This is a genomic window from Streptomyces sp. NPDC059696 (genome assembly GCF_042733745.1).
In the GTDB taxonomy this organism is placed as follows: Bacteria; Actinomycetota; Actinomycetes; order Streptomycetales; family Streptomycetaceae; genus Streptomyces.
This window is the reverse complement of the sequence record NZ_JBHWFG010000022.1, coordinates 86,230-109,205: the sequence shown is the minus strand read 5'-3', so window position 1 is coordinate 109,205 and position 22,976 is coordinate 86,230. Positions and strand designations below refer to the sequence as shown.

20 protein-coding genes are annotated in these 22,976 nt (G+C 72.7%); 17 read left to right on the top strand and 3 right to left on the bottom strand.

All coding sequences use genetic code 11. The annotated features are described in order from the left end of the window. The first annotated feature begins 11 nt into the window (after positions 1-11). The 8 genes from ACFV20_RS23860 (at position 12) to ACFV20_RS23825 (ending at position 8,939) form a co-directional block, all read left to right on the top strand. Positions 12-1,118 (top strand): quinone-dependent dihydroorotate dehydrogenase, encoded by a 1,107-nt coding sequence (locus tag ACFV20_RS23860; protein WP_385659494.1) that lies wholly within the window; start codon positions 12-14, stop codon positions 1,116-1,118. Further along, positions 1,115-1,960 carry an orotidine-5'-phosphate decarboxylase gene (gene pyrF / locus ACFV20_RS23855; protein WP_385659492.1) on the top strand — a complete coding sequence of 282 codons (846 nt, stop codon included), beginning with the start codon at positions 1,115-1,117 and terminating at the stop codon, positions 1,958-1,960. The genes ACFV20_RS23860 and pyrF overlap by 4 nt, the downstream gene beginning before the upstream one ends. A gap of 277 nt (positions 1,961-2,237) precedes the next feature. Then, positions 2,238-2,561 (top strand): integration host factor, encoded by a 324-nt coding sequence (locus ACFV20_RS23850; protein WP_003977346.1) that lies wholly within the window; start codon positions 2,238-2,240, stop codon positions 2,559-2,561. 58 nt (positions 2,562-2,619) lie between these two features. Further along, positions 2,620-3,213: a guanylate kinase gene (gmk, locus tag ACFV20_RS23845; protein ID WP_385659490.1), complete on the top strand. Its 594-nt coding sequence runs from the start codon at positions 2,620-2,622 to the stop codon at positions 3,211-3,213. A 68-nt stretch (positions 3,214-3,281) separates the two neighbouring features. Then, on the top strand, positions 3,282-3,554 hold the full coding sequence (gene rpoZ, locus ACFV20_RS23840; protein WP_003988945.1) for a DNA-directed RNA polymerase subunit omega: 273 nt from the start codon (positions 3,282-3,284) through the stop codon (positions 3,552-3,554). A gap of 123 nt (positions 3,555-3,677) precedes the next feature. Beyond that, complete coding sequence (gene coaBC, locus ACFV20_RS23835; RefSeq protein ID WP_385659488.1) at positions 3,678-4,880, top strand: bifunctional phosphopantothenoylcysteine decarboxylase/phosphopantothenate--cysteine ligase CoaBC; 1,203 nt, start codon at positions 3,678-3,680, stop codon at positions 4,878-4,880. A gap of 236 nt (positions 4,881-5,116) precedes the next feature. Next, positions 5,117-6,325, top strand: a complete 1,209-nt coding sequence (gene metK / locus ACFV20_RS23830; RefSeq protein ID WP_385659487.1) for a methionine adenosyltransferase — start codon at positions 5,117-5,119, stop codon at positions 6,323-6,325. A gap of 400 nt (positions 6,326-6,725) precedes the next feature. After that, complete coding sequence (locus ACFV20_RS23825) at positions 6,726-8,939, top strand: primosomal protein N' (protein ID WP_385659485.1); 2,214 nt, start codon at positions 6,726-6,728, stop codon at positions 8,937-8,939. A gap of 244 nt (positions 8,940-9,183) precedes the next feature. Here the strand turns inward: ACFV20_RS23825 and ACFV20_RS23820 are convergent, their stop codons facing one another. After that, positions 9,184-9,729 carry a hypothetical protein gene (locus tag ACFV20_RS23820; protein ID WP_385659483.1) on the bottom strand — a complete coding sequence of 182 codons (546 nt, stop codon included), beginning with the start codon at positions 9,727-9,729 and terminating at the stop codon, positions 9,184-9,186. Positions 9,730-9,974: 245 nt separating this feature from the next. On the opposite strand from ACFV20_RS23820, the gene fmt reads away from it, so the two are divergent. Both fmt and ACFV20_RS23810 read left to right on the top strand, forming a co-directional pair. Next, positions 9,975-10,907 (top strand): methionyl-tRNA formyltransferase, encoded by a 933-nt coding sequence (gene fmt, locus ACFV20_RS23815; protein ID WP_385659482.1) that lies wholly within the window; start codon positions 9,975-9,977, stop codon positions 10,905-10,907. 398 nt (positions 10,908-11,305) lie between these two features. Next, on the top strand, positions 11,306-12,724 hold the full coding sequence (locus tag ACFV20_RS23810) for an RsmB/NOP family class I SAM-dependent RNA methyltransferase (RefSeq protein ID WP_385659480.1): 1,419 nt from the start codon (positions 11,306-11,308) through the stop codon (positions 12,722-12,724). On the opposite strand, the gene ACFV20_RS23805 is transcribed toward ACFV20_RS23810, so the two are convergent. Beyond that, on the bottom strand, positions 12,705-14,846 hold the full coding sequence (locus ACFV20_RS23805) for an MMPL family transporter (protein ID WP_385659478.1): 2,142 nt from the start codon (positions 14,844-14,846) through the stop codon (positions 12,705-12,707). The two genes, ACFV20_RS23810 and ACFV20_RS23805, sit on opposite strands and share 20 nt — an antisense overlap. A gap of 155 nt (positions 14,847-15,001) precedes the next feature. Between ACFV20_RS23805 and rpe the strand changes: the two genes are divergently transcribed. The 7 genes from rpe (at position 15,002) to ACFV20_RS23770 (ending at position 22,382) form a co-directional block, all read left to right on the top strand. Beyond that, positions 15,002-15,688: a ribulose-phosphate 3-epimerase gene (rpe, locus tag ACFV20_RS23800; RefSeq protein ID WP_385659476.1), complete on the top strand. Its 687-nt coding sequence runs from the start codon at positions 15,002-15,004 to the stop codon at positions 15,686-15,688. 78 nt (positions 15,689-15,766) lie between these two features. Beyond that, complete coding sequence (locus tag ACFV20_RS23795; protein WP_385659475.1) at positions 15,767-16,810, top strand: sugar-binding transcriptional regulator; 1,044 nt, start codon at positions 15,767-15,769, stop codon at positions 16,808-16,810. 24 nt (positions 16,811-16,834) lie between these two features. Beyond that, positions 16,835-17,155, top strand: a complete 321-nt coding sequence (locus ACFV20_RS23790; RefSeq protein ID WP_385659553.1) for a barstar family protein — start codon at positions 16,835-16,837, stop codon at positions 17,153-17,155. 141 nt (positions 17,156-17,296) lie between these two features. Then, entirely contained in the window at positions 17,297-18,739 is a 1,443-nt protein-coding gene (locus tag ACFV20_RS23785; RefSeq protein WP_385659473.1) for a GuaB1 family IMP dehydrogenase-related protein, read from the top strand. A 374-nt stretch (positions 18,740-19,113) separates the two neighbouring features. Further along, a complete protein-coding gene (locus ACFV20_RS23780) occupies positions 19,114-20,586 on the top strand; it encodes an amino acid permease (RefSeq protein ID WP_385659471.1) in 1,473 nt (490 codons plus the stop codon). Positions 20,587-20,596: 10 nt separating this feature from the next. Continuing rightward, the gene (locus ACFV20_RS23775) at positions 20,597-21,049 is read left to right on the top strand and encodes an Lrp/AsnC family transcriptional regulator (RefSeq protein WP_053668336.1); all 453 of its coding nucleotides are present in this window, start codon (positions 20,597-20,599) and stop codon (positions 21,047-21,049) included. Between the two features lie 136 nt (positions 21,050-21,185). Next, positions 21,186-22,382, top strand: coding sequence for an MFS transporter (locus tag ACFV20_RS23770; protein WP_385659469.1), 1,197 nt, complete (start codon positions 21,186-21,188; stop codon positions 22,380-22,382). Here the strand turns inward: ACFV20_RS23770 and ACFV20_RS23765 are convergent. Continuing rightward, positions 22,351-22,965, bottom strand: coding sequence for a Repetin (locus tag ACFV20_RS23765; protein WP_385659468.1), 615 nt, complete (start codon positions 22,963-22,965; stop codon positions 22,351-22,353). The genes ACFV20_RS23770 and ACFV20_RS23765 overlap by 32 nt on opposite strands. Between the last annotated feature and the right edge of the window lie 11 nt (positions 22,966-22,976).

Below are 22,976 nucleotides of genomic sequence, written 5' to 3'. Positions count from 1 at the left end.
GTGAGGACACCATGTACACGTTCTTCTTCCGTCTCGTCTTCAAGCGGCTGGACCCGGAGCAGGCCCACCACATGGCCTTCCGCTGGATCCGCCTGGCCGCCCGCGTGCCCGTGCTGCGCACCTTCCTCGCGGCCGCCCTCGCGCCCCGCTACGAGGAGCTGCGCACCGAGGCCCTCGGGCTGCGCATGCACGGCCCCTTCGGGCTCGCGGCCGGCTTCGACAAGAACGCCGTCGGCATCGACGGCATGGCCATGCTCGGCTTCGACCACGTCGAGATCGGCACGGTGACCGGTGAGCCCCAGCCCGGCAACCCCAAGCAGCGGCTGTTCCGCCTGGTCAAGGACCGGGCGCTCATCAACCGCATGGGCTTCAACAACGACGGCTCGCTCCGCGTCGCCGCCCGCCTGGCCTCCCGGACGCCCGTCTTCAAGCCGGTCGTCGGCGTCAACATCGGCAAGACCAAGGTCGTCCCCGAGGAGGAGGCCGTCGCCGACTACGTGAAGTCCGCCGAGCGGCTCGCCCCCTACGCCGACTACCTGGTCGTCAACGTCTCCTCACCGAACACGCCCGGCCTGCGCAACCTCCAGGCCACCGAGGCCCTGCGCCCGCTGCTGAGCGCCGTCCGCGAGGCCGCCGACCGCACGGTGTCCACCCGCCGCGTGCCACTCCTGGTGAAGATCGCGCCGGACCTCGCCGACGAGGACGTCGACGCCGTCGCCGACCTCGCCGTGGAGCTCGGGCTGGACGGGATCATCGCCACGAACACCACCATCGCGCGCGAGGGACTCGGCCTGAAGTCCGACCCCACCCTGGTCAAGGAGACCGGCGGCCTGTCGGGGGCACCCCTGAAGGAACGCTCCCTGGAGGTCCTGCGCCGCCTCTACGCGCGCGTGGGCGACCGCATCACCCTGGTGGGCGTCGGCGGCATCGAGAACGCCGAGGACGCCTGGCAGCGCATCCTGGCCGGTGCCACGCTGGTCCAGGGCTACAGCGCCTTCATCTACGAGGGGCCCTTCTGGGGCCGCGCGATCCACAAGGGGCTCGCCGCACGCCTGGCCGGCAGCCCGTACGCCACGCTCGCCGACGCGGTGGGCGCCGACGTGAGGAAGACGGCATGAGCGGTCTCGAACCCTTCGGCGCACGCCTGCGCCGGGCCATGGACGAGCGCGGTCCGCTGTGCGTCGGCATCGACCCGCACGCCTCCCTGCTCGCCGAGTGGGGCCTGAACGACGACGTGGCCGGCCTGGAGCGGTTCAGCCGCACGGTCGTCGAGGCCGTCGCCGACCGGGTCGCCGTGCTCAAGCCGCAGAGCGCTTTCTTCGAGCGCTTCGGCTCCCGCGGCGTCGCCGTCCTGGAGAAGGCGGTCGCCGAGGCCCGGGCGGCGGGCGCGCTGGTCGTCATGGACGCCAAGCGCGGCGACATCGGCTCCACCATGGCCGCCTATGCCGAGTCCTTCCTGCACAAGGACGCACCGCTGTTCTCCGACGCCCTGACGGTCTCCCCGTACCTCGGCTACGGATCGCTCGGCCCGGCCGTCGCGCTGGCCCGTGAGAGCGGCGCCGGACTGTTCGTGCTGGCGCTGACCTCGAACCCGGAGGGCGGCGAGGTCCAGCACGCGGTGCGGGCCGACGGCCGGAACGTCGGAGCGACGATGCTGGCGCACCTCGCCGCCGAGAACGCGGGGGAGGAGCCCCTGGGATCCTTCGGCGCGGTCGTGGGCGCCACCCTCGGTGATCTGTCGACGTACGACCTGGACATCAACGGCCCCCTCCTGGCGCCCGGCATCGGCGCCCAGGGCGCCACGCCGGCCGATCTTCCGGGGGTCTTCGGCGCGGCGGTGCGCAACGTCGTGCCGAACGTCAGCCGGGGAGTGCTGCGCCACGGTCCCGACACGGTCGCTCTGCGTGACGCCGCGAAACGCTTCGCGGAGGAGATCCGCGTGGCCGTGACGTCCTCGTGAGGCGGTCCAGACCTTCTGGTGAGACCTCCGATGAGTGGTCCGGGGCCGGCTTGAGTCTGAATACATCCTCAAATCCGGGGCAGTATGTCCTAAATGTCCGTTCAGATGAAGGCTGACCAGGACTTTTCCGCTGTTCTCAATGACTCCGGCGGACTTGCCCGCTAGTCTCCGACGAGAGAACGGGCAAGCGTGTGTTGCTCGTGGCTCCCCAGGTGTGGGGCGACTAGGTTCCTCACCGGTCCGTATCCGACAGTTCGACATCCGAGGTGACGTAGGCGTGGCTCTTCCGCCCCTTACCCCTGAACAGCGCGCAGCCGCGCTCGAAAAGGCCGCCGCGGCTCGCCGGGAGCGGGCCGAGGTCAAGAATCGACTCAAGCACTCCGGCGCCTCCCTTCACGAGGTCATCAAGCAGGGCCAGGAGAACGACGTCATCGGCAAGATGAAGGTCTCCGCCCTCCTCGAGTCGCTGCCGGGCGTGGGCAAGGTCCGCGCCAAGCAGATCATGGAGCGACTCGGCATCTCCGAGAGCCGCCGCGTGCGCGGTCTCGGTTCCAACCAGATCGCCTCCCTGGAGCGCGAGTTCGGCAGCACCGGCTCCTGAAGCGGGCCGTCCGGGGAACCGAGTCCCGGGCACTCCGCGATTGCTGGATAATCGCTGCATGGCTGCAACACCCCGGGGGACGTCCCCCGTACCCCCGGACGTACGTCCGCGGCTGACCGTGCTCTCCGGCCCCTCCGGGGTCGGCAAGAGCACGGTCGTCGCCCACATGCGCAAGGAACACCCCGAGGTCTGGCTCTCCGTGTCGGCCACGACCCGGGGGCCCCGCCCCGGCGAGCAGCACGGAGTCCACTACTTCTTCGTCTCCGACGACGAGATGGACAAGCTCATCGCCAACGGGGAGCTGCTGGAGTGGGCCGAGTTCGCCGGCAACCGCTATGGCACGCCGCGAGCGGCCGTGCAGGAGCGCCTGGAGAACGGCGAGCCCGTCCTCCTCGAGATCGACCTGCAGGGCGCCCGACTGGTCCGCGAGTCGATGCCCGAGGCCCAGCTGGTGTTCCTGGCTCCCCCCTCATGGGAGGAACTCGTGCGCCGACTCACCGGGCGGGGCACCGAACCGCCCGAGGTGATCGAGCGCCGGCTCGATGCGGCGAAGATCGAACTCGCGGCGGAGCCGGAGTTCGACACCACCCTGGTCAACACCTCCGTCGAGGACGTGGCACGCGAGCTGCTAGCCTTGATGGACGTCGTGTGACCATCGCTGATCATTCCGGTCGGCCGATCACCCCGACAGAATCTTTCCCATCCATCGGAAGGTAGAGCGTGTCCTCTTCCATCTCCGCGCCCGAGGGCATCATCAACCCGCCGATCGACGAGCTCCTCGAGGCCACCGACTCGAAGTACAGCCTCGTGATCTACGCGGCCAAGCGTGCCCGCCAGATCAACGCGTACTACTCGCAGCTCGGCGAGGGTCTCCTCGAGTACGTCGGTCCTCTCGTCGACACCCACGTCCACGAGAAGCCGCTGTCGATCGCCCTCCGCGAGATCAACGCGGGGCTCCTGACGTCCGAGGCCGTCGAGGGCCCGGCGCAGTAAATAGGATCTTCAGCTTGACGCTGACTTGTCCACAGGCCCGGCAGGCCGACTGCCGGGCCTGTGGTGTGTCATGGAGTCGTACGGTGGGCCGGTCACCGAGGTCCGGGAGAGACGGGGAGAGACGTGGACAAGCCGAAGGTCGTTCTGGGGGTCAGCGGTGGCATCGCCGCGTACAAGGCCTGTGAGCTGCTGCGGCGGCTGACGGAGTCGGGCCACGACGTGCGCGTGGTGCCGACGGCCTCCGCGCTGCAGTTCGTCGGCGCCGCCACCTGGTCCGCGCTGTCCGGCAACCCCGTCTCCACCGAGGTCTGGGACGACGTGCACGAGGTCCCGCACGTCCGCATCGGTCAGCACGCCGACCTGGTCGTCGTCGCCCCCGCCACCGCCGACATGCTCGCCAAGGCGGCCCACGGCCTCGCCGACGACCTCCTCACCAACACGCTGCTCACCGCCCGATGTCCGGTGGTCTTCGCGCCCGCCATGCACACGGAGATGTGGGAGCACCCGGCCACCCAGGACAACGTGGCGACGCTGCGCCGCCGCGGCGCCCTCGTCATCGAGCCGGCCGTGGGCCGCCTCACCGGCGTCGACACCGGCAAGGGCCGGCTGCCCGACCCGGGCGAGATCTTCGAGGTCTGCCGCCGTGTGCTGGCCCGGGGCGTCACCGAGCCCGACCTCACGGGCCGGCACGTCGTCGTCACCGCCGGCGGCACCCGCGAGCCCCTGGACCCCGTCCGCTTCCTCGGCAACCGCTCCTCCGGCAAGCAGGGCTACGCCCTCGCCCGCACCGCCGCCGCCCGCGGCGCCCGCGTCACGCTGATCGCGGCCAACAGCACCCTGCCCGCCCCGGCCGGCGTCGACGTCGTCCCGGTCGGCACCGCCGTGCAACTGCGCGAGGCCGTGCTGCGTGCCGCCCCCGACGCCGACGCCGTGGTGATGGCGGCCGCGGTGGCGGACTTCCGCCCCGCGGCGTACGCGGCCGGGAAGATCAAGAAGAAGGACGGCCGGGAGCCGGAGCCGATCACCCTCGTGCGCAACCCCGACGTCCTGGCGGAGATCTCCGCGGACCGGGCCCGCGCCGGACAGGTGATAGTCGGCTTCGCCGCCGAGACGGACGACGTCCTCGCCAACGGCCGTGCCAAGCTCAAGCGCAAGGGCTGCGATCTGCTGGTGGTGAACGAGGTGGGCGAGCGCAAGACCTTCGGCTCCGAGGAGAACGAGGCGGTCGTGCTCGGCGCCGACGGCAGCGAGACCGCCGTGGCGCACGGGCCCAAGGAAGCCCTCGCCGAGACCGTCTGGGACCTGGTGGCCGAGCGCCTGCGCTGATGTCCGACCACCCCGGGCCCACTCGAAAACGGGTCGACCCGGGCGTGGCGCCTCTGGCCAAGGCAGCTCGCCATTGGGCAGAATGCCTGTGCCGCAGGTCACAGCACTCCCGAGTGGCGAGACAGGGGGACCGTGGCCGAAGCGTGACCCGTAAACTGTTCCACGGACGGCGCCGGGTGCAGCCCCCGCCGTCCGCCAATGATCAGACAGCAGCCGCTGCAACCTCAGGGAGCGTTGTGTCCCGTCGCCTTTTCACCTCGGAGTCCGTGACCGAGGGTCACCCCGACAAGATCGCTGACCAGATCAGCGACACCATCCTCGACGCGCTCCTGCGCGAGGACCCGTCCTCCCGGGTCGCCGTCGAGACCCTGATCACGACCGGCCTGGTGCACGTGGCCGGCGAGGTCACGACCAAGACGTACGCGGACATCGCGACGCTGGTCCGGAACAAGATCCTCGAGATCGGCTACGACTCCTCCAAGAAGGGCTTCGACGGCGCGTCCTGCGGCGTGTCGGTGTCCATCGGCGCGCAGTCCCCGGACATCGCCCAGGGCGTGGACACGGCCTACGAGAAGCGCGTCGAGGGCGACGAGGACGAGCTCGACAAGCAGGGCGCCGGCGACCAGGGCCTGATGTTCGGCTACGCGACGGACGAGACGCCGACGCTGATGCCCCTGCCCATCTTCCTGGCCCACCGCCTGTCGAAGCGGCTGTCCGACGTGCGCAAGAACGGCACCATCCCCTACCTGCGCCCCGACGGCAAGACCCAGGTCACCATCGAGTACGACGGCGACAAGGCGGTCCGTCTGGACACCGTCGTGGTCTCCTCGCAGCACGCCTCCGACATCGACCTGGACTCACTGCTGGCTCCGGACATCAAGGAGTTCGTGGTCGAGCCCGAGCTGAAGGCTCTGCTGGACGACGGCATCAAGCTCGACACGGAGAACTACCGGCTCCTGGTCAACCCCACCGGCCGCTTCGAGATCGGCGGCCCGATGGGTGACGCCGGCCTGACCGGCCGCAAGATCATCATCGACACCTACGGCGGCATGGCCCGCCACGGCGGCGGTGCGTTCTCCGGCAAGGACCCGTCCAAGGTCGACCGCTCCGCGGCGTACGCGATGCGCTGGGTCGCGAAGAACGTGGTCGCCGCGGGTCTCGCCACCCGCTGCGAGGTCCAGGTCGCGTACGCGATCGGCAAGGCCGAGCCGGTGGGCCTGTTCGTCGAGACCTTCGGCACCGCCAAGGTCGACACGGACCGGATCGAGAAGGCGATCGACGAGGTCTTCGACCTCCGCCCGGCCGCCATCATCCGCGACCTCGACCTGCTCCGCCCGATCTACTCCCAGACGGCGGCGTACGGCCACTTCGGCCGCGAGCTCCCCGACTTCACGTGGGAGCGCACGGACCGCGTGGACGCGCTGCGCAAGGCGGCGGGGCTGTAAGTCCCGCGCCCAGGTCATCCGCACGAGGCCCGGCTTCCTTGGGAGGCCGGGCCTCGTCGTGCGCCCAGGGGCTCCGTCTCCTTCGCGCCCGTCGTCTTCTCCTGCGGGTTCTCCCGCGGGTTCTCCTGCGGGCGGAACGGTTCGCGGGCCGCGACGGGCGGTCCCTGCGCTGGAGGCGCGCCCGGCGCCCGGTGAGTCCGGTGCCTCCGGTGCGCCCGGTACGCCCGGTACGAAGGCTACGGATACTTCTGGCTCACAGGAGCCTCGCGGGTTCGGATCCCGCCGTCGGCCGGGCCGTGCCCGGTGGCGTGGCCGAGTGGTCCAAGGCGCGGTGAACGCCGTCGTCGCCGGGGAACTCGGGCGCTGCCGGTTGTCAGTGGTGTTTGGTAAGAATGCAAGCGTGAGCAGCGAGAACGAACAGGCGGGGCGGGGTGCGGAGGGTGCGCCGCCCGAGCAGCTCGCGCTCATCCGGGACAGTGTGCGCAAGGCCGGCACGCCCCGGGCCAAGCCGCGGACCTGGCGGGGGGCCGCGCTCGCCAAGGAGCTGCCCGTCGCGCGGGTCCTCGTCGACAAGGGCGTGCTCCACCTCGACCGGTACTTCGACTACGCCGTGCCCGAGGAGCTCGACGCGGACGCCCAGCCGGGCGTGCGGGTGCGGGTCCGGTTCGGAGCCGGGCGGCATCGCGTGCGCGAAGGGCGGCGCGAGGGCGGCGGGCTGATCGACGGCTACCTCATCGAGCGGCTGCCGGAGTCCGACTACTCCGGGCCGCTGGCCGCCCTCGCCCAGGTCGTGTCGCCCGAGCGGGTGCTGAGCGAGGAGCTCCTCGGGCTGGCCCGGGCGGTCGCCGACCGGTACGCCGGCAGCCTCGCCGACGTCCTGCAGCTCGCCGTCCCGCCGCGCAACGCCCGCGCCGAGCAGCGGTCCTCTCCCGACCCGCTGCCCCCGCCCCCGGCGCCCGGGGCGGGCTCCTGGCAGCGGTACGAGCGGGGTACGGCCTTCCTGGAGTCCCTGGCCGCCGGCGGGGCGCCCCGGGCCGTGTGGAACGCCTTGCCCGGGCCGCGGTGGAGTGAGGAACTGGCCCGCGCCGTCGCCGCGACACTGGCCTCCGGGCGCGGGGCGCTCGCCGTCCTGCCCGACGGGCGGGCGGTCGCCCGGGTCGACGCCGCCCTCACCGCCCTGCTGGGGGAGGGGCGGCACGCGGTGCTCACCGCCGACGCCGGCCCCGAGAAGCGGTACGCGCAGTGGCTCGCGGTGCGGCGCGGATCCGTGCGGGCCGTGATCGGGACCAGGGCCGCCATGTTCGCACCGGTCCAGGACCTCGGTCTGGTCGCCCTCTGGGACGACGGCGACGACAGCCACAGCGAACAGCACGCCCCGCAGCCGCACGCCCGCGAGGTGCTCCTGCTGCGCGCCGCCCAGGACAAGTGCGGCTTCCTGCTGGGGAGCTGGGGCTGCACGGTGGAGGCCGCGCAGCTCGTCGAGAGCGGCTGGGCGCGGCCGCTCGTCGCCGGGCGGGAGCAGGTACGCCAGGCGGCCCCGCTCGTACGGACCGTCGGGGACCAGGATCTCGCCCGGGACGAGGCCGCCCGGGCCGCCCGGCTGCCGACTCTCGCCTGGCAGGCCGTCAGGGACGGGCTGCGGAACGGCCCGGTGCTGGTGCAGGTGCCCCGCAGGGGGTACGTGCCGCGCATGGCCTGTGCCGGCTGCCGGGCGCCCGCGCGCTGCCGGCACTGCTCCGGGCCGCTGGAGGCGCCGGACGGCGGTGCTCTGAACTGCGGGTGGTGCGGGCGCGAGGAGAGCCGCTGGCACTGCCCGGACTGCGGATCCTTCCGGCTGCGCGCCTCGGTCGTCGGGGCCCGGCGGACCGCCGAGGAGCTGGGCCGTGCCTTCCCCGCCGTCCCCGTGCGCACCTCGGGGCGCGAGCACGTGCTGGACACGGTGCCGGGGGCGCCCGCGCTGGTGGTGAGCACACCGGGGGCCGAGCCGGTCGCCGAGGGCGGGTACGCGGCGGCGCTGCTGCTCGACGGGTGGGCCATGCTCGGGCGGCCCGACCTGCGGGCCGGGGAGGACGCGCTGCGGCGGTGGATCGGGGCCGCGTCCCTCGTCCGGCCCCAGGCGGCCGGCGGCACGGTGGTGGTCGTGGCCGAGCCGACGCTGCGGCCCGTGCAGGCGCTGGTCCGCTGGGATCCCGTCGGTCACGCGGTGCGGGAGCTCGCCGAGCGGGCCGAGCTGGGCTTTCCTCCGGTGTCGCGGATGGCGGCCGTCTCGGGCCCGCCGGAGTCGGTGGCCGACTTCCTGCGTGCGGCCGAACTGCCGCCCGAGGCAGAGGTGCTGGGGCCGGTGCCGTTGCCCGTGTCCGCCGCCGGGCGACCGCGGCGGGCGGGAGCGCCACCGCCCGGGGAGCAGTGGGAGCGGGCGCTGCTTCGGGTGCCGCCGGGCAGGGGCGCGGCGCTGGCAGCCGCGCTCAAGGCCGCGCAGGCCGCGCGGATGGCCCGGGGAAACGGAGGGGGAGCGCGGACGGCCCGGGGGAGCGGCGCGGGAGCCGGAGCCGGAGCCGGAGCCGGGGCCGGTGCCGGGGTCTGGGTGCGGATCGACCCGGCCGACATCGGGTGAGCGTCCGACGGGAACGCCCTCCTGGCCGGATACGCGGCTGCCCTCTCGGAGGGGAAGCCGTCTTGGCCGGGTACGTGGCTGCCCTCCCGAAGGGGAAGCCGTCCTGGGCGGGTACGCGGCCACCTCTCGAAAGGGAAGCCGCCCTGGCCGGATACGCGGCTGCCCTCCTGAAGAGAAGCCGTCCCGGCCGGGATACGCGGCCGCCCTCCCGGAGGTGTTCCGAGAGGGCGGAGCAGAGGGCTCGTCAGCCGTTGCGCGGGCCCGGGAAGGCCGTCGGCCTGACCTCGTCGCGGAGGGACGGGCTGCCGGCCGTCGGCTGCGTGGGCATGGAGCGCGCCGCGGGGACCGTCGGCACGGTGGGCAGGCCGGTGGTCACGTTGACCGAGCGGCCGCCCGTCGGCTCCGGCGTGCGCTCCGGCTCGGGGGCGGCCGTCTGGGCCGCGGTGCGGCGGGCGCCGTAACGGCGGTGGACCGCCTGCTTGGTGACTCCGAGCGCGGAGCCCACCGCGTCCCACGAGAAGCCGAGTGAACGGTCGAAGTCCACGGCCGCCGTGACCAGCGTCTCGACACTGTCCCGCAGCTCCTGGGCGAGACGTACCGTCGGGGCGGGAGCGCGTCCGTAGACGACGAAGCCCGTGGAGGGACCGGAGCGGCGCGGGCGGTAGACGTTACCCAACTGGGCGGTGAGGGTGCGCAGTGCGTCCACCTGCCGGCGGACCCGCTCGATGTCCCGCACCAGCAAGTGCAGGCTGGCCCGAGCCTGGGCGTCGTGGGTTGCGTGGTCGGCCATGAACAAGCCTCTCGAACCGGCGTTGAAAGGAATGGGCCGCGATCGCGGCCCTTTGTGGTCAACTCTGTCTTGACAACGCGGATTCGCCCCCCGGGTCACGGTGTGGGGGCGCGGGGGCATATGCGTGCGCCCGTTTGCGCGGGGTGCGCGCCTCGGCCAACGGCCTTCGGTGGCTCTCCCCACCCGGGCTCATAGACTTGGGCGTTGCCCGTCACCGTCCCCGCCCGAGAGGCCCCCACCACCCCATGAAGCTCGTCTTCGCCGGTACACCCGAGGTCGCCGTTCCCGCCCTGGACGCTCTGCTCGCCTCCGGGCGGCACGAGGTGGCCGCCGTCGTCACGCGGCCCGACGCCCCGGCCGGGCGCGGACGCCGGCTCGTCGCGTCGCCCGTCGCCGAGCGGGCGGAGGAGGCCGGCATCGAGGTGCTGAAGCCCGCGAAGCCGAAGGACCCCGAGTTCCTGGAGCGGCTGCGGGAGATCGGGCCGGACTGCTGCCCCGTCGTCGCCTACGGCGCGCTGCTGCCCCGGGTGGCCCTCGACATCCCCGCGCACGGCTGGGTCAACCTGCACTTCTCCCTGCTGCCGGCCTGGCGCGGTGCCGCCCCCGTGCAGCACGCCATCATGGCCGGCGACGAGATCACCGGGGCGTCCACGTTCCTGATCGAGGAGGGGCTCGACTCCGGCCCGGTGTACGGGACGGTGACCGAGGAGATCCGGGCCACCGACACCAGCGGGGACCTGCTGACGCGGCTCGCCTTCGCCGGGGCCGGGCTGCTCGCGGCGACCATGGACGGCATCGAGGACGGCACTCTGAAGGCCGTACCGCAGCCGGCCGACGGGATCAGCCTCGCCCCGAAGGTCAACGTCGAGGACGCGCACCTGGACTGGAACGCCCCCGCGCTGCGGGTCGACCGGATGGTGCGGGGCTGCACCCCGGCCCCCGGCGCCTGGACCACGTTCCGTGGTGAGCGGCTCAAGCTCATCCAGGTCGCCCCCGTGCCCGACCGGACGGACCTCGCCCCGGGGCAGATCGCCGCCGGGAAGAACAACGTGTACGCCGGCACCGGCTCGTACGGCGTCGAGCTGCTGTGGGTGCAGGCCCAGGGCAAGAAGCCGATGCGGGCGGCGGACTGGGCCCGCGGCGTACGGATCGGCGAGGGCGAGCAGCTCGGGAGCTGATGCTCGGCAGAGCCCCGCACGTGAGTCGGCACGGCCCCGCAGCCGCAGCCGGGCAGCCCCCGCCCCGGCCCGGCAGCCGCAGCCGGGCAGCCCCCGCCCGGCCCGGCAGCCCAGCCGGGCAGGCCCCGCCCGTGGCCCCCCGCCCGCCCGGCAGCCGCAGCCGGGCAGCCGCAGCCGGGCAGCCCCCGCCCGGCCCGGCAGCCCAGCCAGGCAGCCCCCGACCGTGGCCCCGCCCAGCCCCGCAGCCGCAGCCGCAGCCGGAGATGCCCCACCCCTCGCGCAGGCTGCCCGGGCACTCCGGGCGGCCGCTCCGCGACGTACCCCGCTGCCGTTCCCCTCACCTCCCTGCGGCGTAGGCTGGACGGCGCACTTCCTCTCACCACCGGAGCACCTTTTTCGTGAGCGAACAGCCCCGTCGAGCCCGCACGTCAGGCAAGCCCTACCGCCGGCCAAAGAAGGACCCCGTCCGCATCCTCGCCTTCGAGGCGCTGAGGGCCGTGGACGAGCGGGACGCCTACGCCAACCTCGTCCTGCCCCCGCTGCTGCGCAAGGCGCGGGAGAACGACGACTTCGACGCCCGGGACGCCGCGCTCGCCACCGAGCTGGTGTACGGCACGCTCCGGCGGCAGGGGACGTACGACGCGATTCTGGCGTCGTGTGTGGACCGGCCGCTCGGCGAGGTCGACCCGCCCGTGCTGGACGTGCTGAGCCTCGGCGCGCACCAGCTGCTCGGCACCCGCATCCCGACGCACGCGGCCGTGTCCGCCACCGTCGAGCTCGCCCGGGTCGTGCTCGGCGACGGGCGTGCCAAGTTCGTCAACGCGGTGCTGCGCAAGGTCGCGCAGGACGACCTGGACGGCTGGCTGGAGCGGGTCGCGCCCCCGTACGACGAGGACCCCGAGGACCATCTCGCCGTCGTCCACTCGCATCCCCGGTGGGTCGTCTCCGCGCTGTGGGACTCCCTGGGCGGCGGGCGCGACGGCGTCGAGGAGCTGCTGCGCGCCGACAACGAGCGGCCCGAGGTGACCCTCGTGGCACGGCCCGGCCGGGCCACCGCCGAGGAGCTGCTCCAGGAGGACGCCGCCGTGGCGGGCCGCTGGTCGCCCTACGCCGTGCGGCTGACCGAGGGCGGTGAGCCGGGTGCCGTCCCGGCCGTGCGGGACGGGCGTGCGGGCGTGCAGGACGAGGGCAGCCAGCTCGTGGCGATCGCTCTCGCCAACGCGCCCCTGGACGGGCCCGACCGGCGCTGGCTGGACGGGTGCGCGGGGCCGGGCGGCAAGGCGGCGCTGCTCGGCGCGCTGGCCGCCGAGCGGGGCGCCCTGCTCGTCGCCTCGGAGAAGCAGACCCACCGCGCCGGCCTCGTCGCGAGGGCGCTGGACGGCAACCCCGGGCCGTACCAGGTGATCGCCGCCGACGGGACGCGTCCGGCCTGGCGGCCGGGCAGCTTCGACCGGGTGCTGGTCGACGTGCCCTGCACCGGCCTCGGCGCGTTGCGTCGCCGTCCCGAGGCGCGCTGGCGGCGCCGCCCCGAGGACCTGGAGGGCTTCGCGCCGCTGCAGCGCGGGCTGCTGCGCACGGCCCTGGAGTCGGTGCGCGTGGGCGGCGTCGTGGGCTACGCGACCTGCTCGCCGCACCTCGCCGAGACCCGGGCCGTGGTCGCCGACGTACTCAAGCAGTACCCGGACACCGACCTCGTCGACGCCCGGCCGCTGCTGCCGGGCGTACCGGATCTGGGCGAGGGGCCCGACGTACAGCTGTGGCCGCATGTGCACGGGACCGACGCGATGTACCTGGCGCTCATTCGCCGGACCGGCTGACCCCCGCTCCCACGCCCTCCCGGGCCGCCGCGCCACCGTCCTCCCTGGCCAGCCGGTGCGGCCACCACACCTTCGGGCCGACGTCCAGGAACAGCGCCGTCACCAGGACCGAGCGCACGACGAACGTGTCGATGAGGACGCCCAGCGCGACCGCGAAGCCGATCTCGGCGAAGCCCACCAGCGGGAGGGTGCCGAGGGCGGCGAAGGTGCCGGCCAGGACCAGGCCGGCGGAGGTGATGACCGCGCCGGTGGTGGCGAGCCCGGTGACCACGCCCGGTCTGGTGCCCTGGCGGGTCGCCTCCTCGCGGATGCGGGTGGTCAGGAAGATGTTGTAGTCGATGCCCAGGGCGACCAGGAAGACGAAGACGAACAGCGGGAAGTCGGTCGCCTCCCCCGCGTAGTCGAACACGTACCGGAAGGCCAGGGCGCTGATGCCGAGCGCCGCCGTGAACGACAGGATCACCGTACCGACCAGCAACAGGGGGCCGATCAGGGCGCGCAGCAGCACGCACAGGATCAGCAGGACGACGAGCAGCACCAGCGGGATGATCAGCACGTTGTCATGGGTGGTCGCCTCGTCCATGTCCAGCAGGGCCGCCGTACCGCCGCCCACCTGGGCGTCGGCGTCCGGCACCGCGTGCACGGCGTCCCGGACGCGCTCCACCGTCCGCTTGGCGGCCTCGCTGTCCGCCGGGGCGGTCATGGTGGCCTCGAAGAGGACCTTGCCCTCGTGGAACGGTTTCGTGCCGGGTGGCAGCCCCAGGGACGTCGGAACCACACCCTGCGTCCCGGCGACCGTGCGGCCCACCTGCTCGGCCTGCGCACGGTTGCTCACGATGACCAGGGGATCTCCGCTGCCCGCCGGGAAGTAGCGCGCCGACACCTCCTGACCGGTGATCGAGTCGGGTTTCCCGGTGAAGGCGTCCGCGTTGCCGATGCCCTCCGCGCGCAGCTGGACCAGGCCCAGCGAGCAGATCGCCAGGGCCACCGCCGTCACCCCCCACGTCATCCGGGGCCGGTGTGCGATGCGGCGGCCCATGCGCGCCCAGACGCCGCGCTCGGTCGGATCGGGGGTGCCCAGGTGCGGGATCACCGGCCAGAAGATCCACCGGCCGAAGATCACCAGCAGGGCGGGGAACAGACTCATCATCGCCAGCAGGGCGACCGCCACGCCGATCGCGGCGACCGGTCCCAGGCTGCTCGTGGAGTTCATCTCGGCGACCAGCAGCACCAGCATGCTCAGCACCACGGTCGCACCGGAGGCGAGGACCGCGGGGCCGGCGCGGTGCAGCGCCAGGGCCATCGCCTCGTGCCGGTCCTCGTGCCGGCGCAGCTCTTCCCGGTAGCGGGCGACCAGCAGCAGGGCGTAGTCGGTCCCGGCGCCGAAGACGAGCACCGTGAGGATGCCCGCGCTCTGCCCGTTGACCGTCAGGCCCGCGTGCGCCGCCAGCAGGTAGACCAGCGCCTGTGCGGTGAACAGCGCGCACACCACCGCGATCAGCGGGACCAACAGCAGGGTCGGGCTGCGGTACGTGATGAGCAGCATGACGATGACGACGGCCATCGCCGCGAACAGCAGCGTCGAGTCGATGCCCTCGAAGGCCTTCGCGAAGTCGGCGGAGGTGCCGCCCGGGCCGGTGATGTGCACCGTCATCCCGTCGCTGCCGGTGCCGACGTCGTCCCGGATCGAGTCCACTGCGGGCGAGATCCGCTCCCAGCCCTTCTCGTCCATCATGATCGGTACGAGCACCTGCGCCGCCCGCGGATCGACCTGCCGGTCGAACACCGGCCCCCGGGTCTGCTCCCCGATGATGCCGTGGTCGCTCAGCTGCTTCAGCTGCCGCACGTCCCCGGCGATCACCGCCCGGTCCTGGGCCGTCAGGCCGCTCTCACGCGCGTAGATCACCACCGCCGGGATCTGCTCCGGACGGAAGTCCTCGGAGATCTGCAGCACCTGGGTCGACTCGGCCGACCCGGGCAGCCAGGACGCGGCGTCGTTGTCCTGGGCGTCGGTGAGCTTCATGGCGAGCGGCGCGGCGACGACCACCACGACCACCCAGAACACCAGCACGACCCACTTGGCCCGCCGCCCGCAGACGAGGTGCGCGACGCCCTCTTTCATGCCGTTCCCTTCCGCGAGGACGCCCGGTGAAGGGCGCGGGGCTGTGACATGTGCGGCTCCGCCGCGTGGGCGCGGCACGCCACGTGAGTCCCGCAGCCGACAGACCAGCTGGGTCCGATGCTCACAAGCCCCGAAGGGCATGGCAGTCTTAGGACATGGCCGCGCAGATCAACCCCAGCATCCTGTCCGCAGACTTCGCCCGCCTCGCGGACGAGGCGAAGGCCGTGGAGGGAGCCGACTGGCTCCACGTCGACGTGATGGACAACCATTTCGTCCCGAACCTCACGCTCGGCGTGCCGGTCGTAGAGTCGCTGGCCCGTGCGACGGACACCCCGCTGGACTGCCATCTGATGATCGAGGCCCCCGATCGGTGGGCGCCCCAGTACGTCGAGGCGGGGGCCGGTTCCGTCACCTTCCACGTCGAGGCCGCCGCCGCACCGGTCCGGCTCGCCCGGGAGATCCGTGCCAAGGGCGCCCGCGCCTCCATGGCGCTGAAGCCCGCGACCCCCATCGAGCCGTACGAGGACCTGCTCCCCGAGCTCGACATGCTGCTGATCATGACGGTCGAACCGGGCTTCGGGGGACAGGCCTTCCTCGACATCATGCTTCCGAAGATTCGCCGCACCCGCGAGTTGATCAGCAAGCACGGACTGGAGCTCTGGCTCCAGGTGGACGGCGGAGTTTCCGCGTCCACCATCGAGCGGTGCGCGGACGCAGGAGCCGACGTCTTCGTGGCCGGATCGGCGGTCTACGGGGCAAACGACCCGGCAGAAGCGGTACGTGCACTACGCACCCAGGCCGAGTCGGCGACGGCGAAGGCCACCTGGGCCTGCGACCACTGAGCCACAGCAAAGTGAACGGCTCTCATCAGGGCTGATCAACCGCGCCACATCTGCAAGGATGAACGGCGAATCCAGAGTGTGAACAGCAGTGAGGAGAACGCCGTGTCGGGTATGTCGGCGGGCCGGTCAGCCATGCGGATGGGACCCGCTGAGCTGGTGCAGGCGGCGGCCATGGCCCGCCGCTTCTACCTCGAGGGCAAGTCCAAGATCCAGATCGCGGAGGAGTTCGGCGTCAGCCGCTTCAAGGTGGCCCGGGTCCTGGAGACCGCCCTCGAACGGGATCTCGTACGGATCGAGATCCGCGTGCCCGCCGAGCTGGACGCCGAGCGCTCGGACGCGCTCCGCGCCCGCTACGGCCTCAGGCACGCCGTCGTGGTCGAGTCCCCGGCCGAAGCCGAGGAGACGCCCGACCCCGAGAACCTGGGAGAAGTGGCCGCCGACCTGCTCGGCGAACTGGTCGACGAAGGGGATGTGCTGGGCCTGGCCTGGGGCCGCTCCACCATCCACATGGCGGCCGCGCTGGACCGGCTGCCCCCGTGCACGGTGGTGCAGCTGACGGGTGTCTACGACGCCGGGACGGCCGAACGCGGCTCCGTCGAGGCCGTACGCCGCGCCGCCCAGGTGTCCGGCGGCGACGCCCACCCCATCTACGCCCCGATGCTGCTGCCCGACGCGGCCACGGCCACGGCGCTGCGCAACCAGACGGGGATCGCCCGGGCCTTCGAGCACTTCGACAAGGTCACCGTCGCCTGTGTCTCCATCGGCTCCTGGGAGCCCGGCATCTCCACCGTGCACGACATGCTCAGCGACGAGGAACGCGCGCACTACGCCTCCCTCGGCGTCGCCGCCGAGATGTCCGCGCACCTCTTCGACGCCGACGGTCGCCGGGTCGGCCGGGACCTCGGCGAGCGGTGCATCACGGTGAAGGCCGACCAGCTGCGCCGGATCCCCGAGGTCGTCGCGATCGCGGGCGGACAGCGCAAGGGGCCGGCGATCGACGCGGTGCTGCGCTCCGGGCTCGTCACCAGCCTGGTGACGGACACCTCGGCCGCCGACTACCTCATGACGGCCGGACCGACGCCCAAGGCCGCGCTCAACCGGGCCGACCCGGACGGAGTCTGACGCGTGGCCGGCACGAAGCCCGGGGTGCCGGACGACCCGGCGGGCCGGATCGTCGTCGTACTGGACCTGGACGGGGTCACGGACAAGGCGGGCCTCATGGACCGCTGCGCCCGTGACCTGGCCCTGCCCGACTGGTTCGGCCGCAACTGGGACGCCCTCGCCGACTGCCTGTCCGACCCCGCCCTCTGGCCCGAGGGGGCGGGGGACCGGGGTCTGCTGGTCGTCGTCCAGGGCTGGCGGGCGTACGCCGAGGCGCGGCCCGACGAGTGGCAGGTCGCCGAGGAGATCTTCGCGGAGGCGACCGACCGGGGGCCCGGGCTGTTCGTCACCCTCGGCCTTGGATGATCCTCCGAGAGGCCTCCTGACCAGCCTGGATGATCTGCTGGGGGTGGATCGGGGCACCGGCATGGGAGAATGAAGTACGTGCTCTTTCCCCCTGGCCGGCCGGTCCGGGGGTCACCTCTGATCGACTGGGATGTGCAGCACGTGCGTTTCCTCAATGACATCCAGCCCGGGTACGACCTGACGTACGACGACGTCTTCATGGTGCCGAGCCGCTCCTCGGTGGGCTCGCGGCAGGCCGTCGACCTCAGCTCCCCGGACGGCACGGGCACCACCATCCCGCTCGTCGTCGCCAACATGACCGCCATCGCCGGGCGCCGCATGGCCGAGACCGTGGCGCGCCGCGGCGGCCTCGTGGTGATACCGCAGGACATCCCCCTCGACGTGGTCACCGACGTCGTGACCTGGGTGAAGAACCGGCACCTGGTGCTGGACACCCCGATCATCCTCTCCCCGCACCAGACGGTCGCCGACGCGCTGGCCCTGCTGCCCAAGCGGGCGCACAACGCCGGTGTCGTGGTCGACGGCGACCACAAGCCGGTCGGTGTGGTCACCGACGCCGACCTGTCCGGCGTGGACCGCTTCACCCAGCTCGCCGAGGTCATGTCCCGGGACCTGCTGCTCATCGACGCGGACATGGACCCGGGCGAGGCCTTCGGCACCCTCGACCAGGCCAACCGCCGCTACGCCCCCGCGGTCCACCAGGACGGCACCCTCGCCGGCATCCTGACCCGCAAGGGCGCCCTGCGCGCCACGCTCTACACGCCGGCCACCGACGCCCGGGGGCGGCTGCGCATCGCCGCCGCCGTCGGCATCAACGGCGACGTCGCGGGCAAGGCGCAAGCGCTGCTGGACGCCGGGGTCGACGCGCTCGTCATCGACACCGCGCACGGCCACCAGGAGTCGATGATCAGCGCCCTGAAGCTGGTGCGCGACCTCGACCCGCGGGTGCCGATCGTCGCGGGCAACGTGGTCGCCGCCGCGGGTGTGCGCGACCTGATCGAGGCCGGCGCGGACATCGTCAAGGTCGGGGTCGGTCCCGGTGCCATGTGCACCACCCGCATGATGACCGGCGTCGGTCGGCCGCAGTTCTCCGCCGTCCTGGAGTGCGCCGCCGAGGCGAGGAAGTACGGCAAGCACGTGTGGGCCGACGGCGGCGTCCGCCACCCGCGCGACGTGGCCATGGCCCTCGCGGCCGGGGCGTCCAACGTGATGGTCGGCTCCTGGTTCGCCGGCACCTACGAGTCCCCGGGCGACCTGCAGCACGACGCCCAGGGCCGCGCCTACAAGGAGTCCTTCGGCATGGCCTCCGCCCGGGCCGTGCGCAACCGCACCTCCGAGGAGTCGGCGTACGACCGGGCCCGCAAGGCGCTGTTCGAGGAGGGCATCTCCACCTCGCGCATGTTCCTCGACCCGGCCCGCCCGGGTGTGGAGGACCTGATCGACTCGATCATCGCGGGCGTCCGCTCCTCCTGCACCTACGCGGGTGCCGGCTCCCTGGAGGAGTTCGCCGAGAAGGCCATCGTCGGCATCCAGAGCGCCGCCGGCTACGCCGAGGGCAAGCCCCTGCACGCCAGCTGGAGCTGACGGCCCGACGCCCCTGCCGACGGCCCCCGCCGACGTGCCCCTGCGGGACGACGGGGGCCGTTCGCGTACCCGGGGCCCGACCGTCGGCGCGCGGAAATGCCGCGTGCGGGACCGAGGCCGCGTGTGCCTCCACAGGCCCTCTGACGGGTCCTGATGCAACACTCGACAGCCGCCCCGCAACGAACACCCGCACATCCCCCGGTTACGCAATGATCTTGCATGTATGCGCAAGGTTGCTGCATTTCACCAGCAACGCCGATCCTCATAGGCTGTCGCCTCGTACGTGGCGTGGCGGGGACTCCGCTCGGTGGGTCCCTGCTCAAGGGCGCCCGCGGTCCCTGCCGCCCTGACCGGCAGCGAAAAGGAGCCAGCGCGTGCTCGACCAAGGCGCACCCCCGCAGAACCCAGGCCCCACGGCGGCCTCCGCACCTCCCGGACTCGGCGCCCGCCTCATGCGCCGCAAGCCGGTGGAACGCCTGGTCGCGGAGGGTGGCCAGGGCGAGGGTGGGTCACTGCGCCGCACTCTCGGGCTGTGGCAGCTGACCATGATCAGCATCGGTGCCACGCTCGGCACCGGCATCTTCGTGGTCCTCGGCGAGGCCGTCCCCAAGGCGGGGCCCGCCGTCACCCTCTCCTTCGTGATCGCCGGTCTCACGGCCCTCTTCTCGGCCCTGTCCTACGCCGAGCTGGCCGGGACCATCCCGGTCTCCGGCTCCTCGTACTCGTATGCGTACGCAACGATGGGCGAGCTGATCGCCTGGATATGCGGCTGGTGCCTGATCCTGGAGTACGGCGTGTCGGTCGCCGCCGTCGCCGTCGGCTGGGGCGAGTACCTGAACGAACTGCTCGACGGGACCATCGGCGTCACCATCCCGGCCGCCCTGTCCGCCCCGCCCGGCGACGGCGGCGTGTTCAACCTGCCCGCGCTGATCGTCGTCCTGCTCGCGATGGCGTTCCTGCTGGGCGGCGCCCGCGAGTCCGCCCGCGCCAACACCGTCATGGTCGTCGTGAAGATCGCCGCGCTGGTGATGTTCTGCGCCATCGGCGTCCAGGGCTTCCGCTCCGGCAACTACGAGAACTTCATGCCCCTCGGCATGGCCGGCGTCAGCGCCGCAGGTGCCACGCTGTTCTTCTCCTACATCGGCTTCGACGCCGCCTCCACCGCCGGTGAGGAGGCCAAGAACGCCCAGCGCGACCTGCCCCGCGCGATCATGCTGTCGCTGGTCATCGTCACCGCGCTGTACGTCCTCGTCGCCGCCGTCGCGGTCGGCGCCAAGCCCTGGAAGGGCTTCACCGACTCCGAGGCCGCCCTCGCCCAGATCATGCGCGAAGTCACCGGCCAGACCTTCTGGGGCACGCTGCTGGCGTTCTGCGCCGTCATCGCCATCGCGAGCGTGGTGCTGACCGTGCTGTACGGCCAGACCCGCATCCTCTTCGCCATGTCCCGCGACGGTCTGGTGCCGAAGGTGTTCGCCCGGGTCCACCCGAAGACCGGCGCCCCCCGCGCCAACACCCTGATCGTGTCGCTGTTCTGCGGTGTCCTGGCCGCCGCGATCCCGCTCGGGCAGCTCGCCGACGCCACCAGCATCGGCACCCTGTTCGCCTTCGCGCTGGTCAACGTGGCCGTCGTCGTGCTGCGCCGGACCAAGCCGGACATGCCGCGCACCTTCCGGGTGCCGCTCTCGCCGGTCCTGCCCGCGCTGGGCTTCGCCTTCTGCGTCTGGATGATGGGCAGCCTGTCGACCGTGACCTGGGTGGTCTTCGGTGTCTGGATGGCCGCCGGTCTCGTGTTCTACTTCGGGTACGGCTACCGCCGTTCCCGACTCGCACCATCATCCGAGAAGTGATCGACCCACTGTGCTGAACGATCTCGACGAACGCATCGTGCACGCCCTCGCCGAGGACGCCCGCCGCTCCTACGCCGACATCGGCCAACTCGTCGGCCTGTCCGCGCCCGCCGTGAAGCGACGCGTGGACCGGCTGCGGGCCACCGGAGCCATCACCGGCTTCACCGTCCGCGTGGACCCGGGCGCCCTCGGCTGGGAGACCGAGGGGTTCGTCGAGATCTACTGCCGGGGCAACACGTCCCCGGAGACCATCCAGCGGGGTCTGGAGCGGTACCAGGAGGTCGTGGCCGCGTCCACCGTCACCGGGGACGCGGACGCGATCGCCCAGGTCTTCGCCTCCGACATGCGCCACTTCGAACGGGTCCTGGAACGGATCGCCGGTGAGCCGTTCGTCGAGCGGACCAAATCCGTGCTCGTGCTCTCGCCGCTGCTGCGGCGCTTCTCGTCGGGGTCGCCCACGTAACTGCGTGGCCCGCTCCACGCGACACCTCTAGCCTGGGTGTCATGACCCGGCGACATTGATCCACCAGCCGTGCCTCCCGAGGGCCGCCTCGGCCGCCGTACCTCCGGCGTCCGATCCGCCCTTCCGGGAAGGCCTCATGACACTCACACCCGCGCGCGTGCCCGCCACCGGCGTCCGCCGCCTGACGCGCACGCTGTACGGCTACGCGTTCCTCGACGACCTCGTCCTGCTCTACCCGGTGTACGCGCTGCTGTTCGCCGACACCGGCCTGTCGCTCTGGCAGATCTCCTCCCTGTTCGCCCTGTGGTCGGTCACCGGTGTGGTGCTCGAAGTGCCCTCCGGCGCGTGGGCCGACGCCATGTCGCGGCGCAGGCTGCTGTGGATCGGCCCACTGCTGACCGCCGTCGGCTTCGCCCTGTGGGTGGCCGTCCCGTCGTACGGGGCCTTCGCGGTCGGCTTCGTGCTGTGGGGCGCGGGCGGCGCGCTCGGCTCGGGCGCCCTGGAGGCGCTGGTCTACGACGAGCTCGACCGGCTCGGCGCCGCCGACCGCTACGCACGGGTCATGGGCCGGGCCCGGGCCGCACGGCTGCTGGGCACGGTGGCCGCCACCGGCCTCGCCGGGCCCGTCCTCGCGCGAGGCGGCTACCCGGCCGTCGGCGCCGCCAGCCTCCTTGCCTGTGTGCTGACCGCGGTCACCGCGACCCGGCTCCCCGAGCACCGGACGCGGCCGGAGACCACCGGGGACAGCTGGGCGACGACCCTGCGGACCGGACTGGCCGAGGTCCGCGGGGACCGTTCGGTGCGCGGCGCCCTGCTGCTGGTCCCGGCCGTGGCCGCGGTGTGGGGCGCGCTCGACGAGTACGCCCCTCTGCTGGTCCGGGAGATCGGCGTCGCCGAGACGACCGTGCCCTACCTGGTGATGCTGATCTGGGCGGGTGTCACCGCCGGGAGCCTCCTGGCCGGGCCGGCCGAACGCCTCGGCACGCGGGGGCTCGCGGCGCTGCTCGCGGGCGGCGCCCTCGCCCTCGCCGGGGGCGCGGCGACCCGGTCCCTCGCCGGCATCGCCCTGGTGAGCCTCGCCTTCGCGGCGTTCCAGCTGGCCGAGGTGCTCGCCGACGTCCGTCTCCAGCACCGCATCGACGAATCCCGCCGGGCGACCCTCACCTCGGTGGCGAGCCTGGGCACCGAGCTGGCGACGGTCGCGACGTTCGGCGTGTACGCGCTGCTCGGGACCGACATGGCGCACAGCACCGTCTTCGCGGTACTGGCGATCCCCTATCTGGTGACGGCCCTGGCGCTGGCTAGAGCGCGGGCTGCCACGGCACGACCGTGAAGTCGCCCGTCCCCTTCGCGACCTTCTCGAAGGGGGCGGAGCTCACGCACTTGGGCAGCTCCTTCGTGTCGACGGGGCTGCCCGTGGAGGCCCAGCTGTAGCCGAGCCGGTCATGGCGGCCGAGGTCGTGGACGGTGACGCCGACCCGCTTGCCCTCGGCGCCCGGCAGGTCGGAGTCGGTGATGACACCGGAGACCACGGCGACCTTGCCTCCGGTGAGCAGGCAGTCGACCTTCACCTCGGCCCGGGCGCCCGCGCCGTTCAGATAGTGGCTGAACTCGAAGGTGCCGGTGGCCTTCGACGGGTCGGCCTTGTCCTTGGCGGCCAGGTGGGCGTCGAACGAGAACGTGATGTCGTCCCCGGCGGAGCGGTACAGCTTGGCGGTACCGCTGAGGGCGGCGGCCTCCCGCTGGTGCGGTGCGTTCGGCGTGTGCGAGGTGAGGGCCGCGGCCTCCCGCTGCCGGGGCGCGTCCGAGGCGGTTGCCCGCTGCCGGGGCGTGTCCGACGCGGTGGCTGCCGAGGCCGCCCCGGCCGTGAGCAGCAGCGCGGAGCCGAGCACGACGATCTTCGTACGGCGCTTCATTCCGGGTCCTT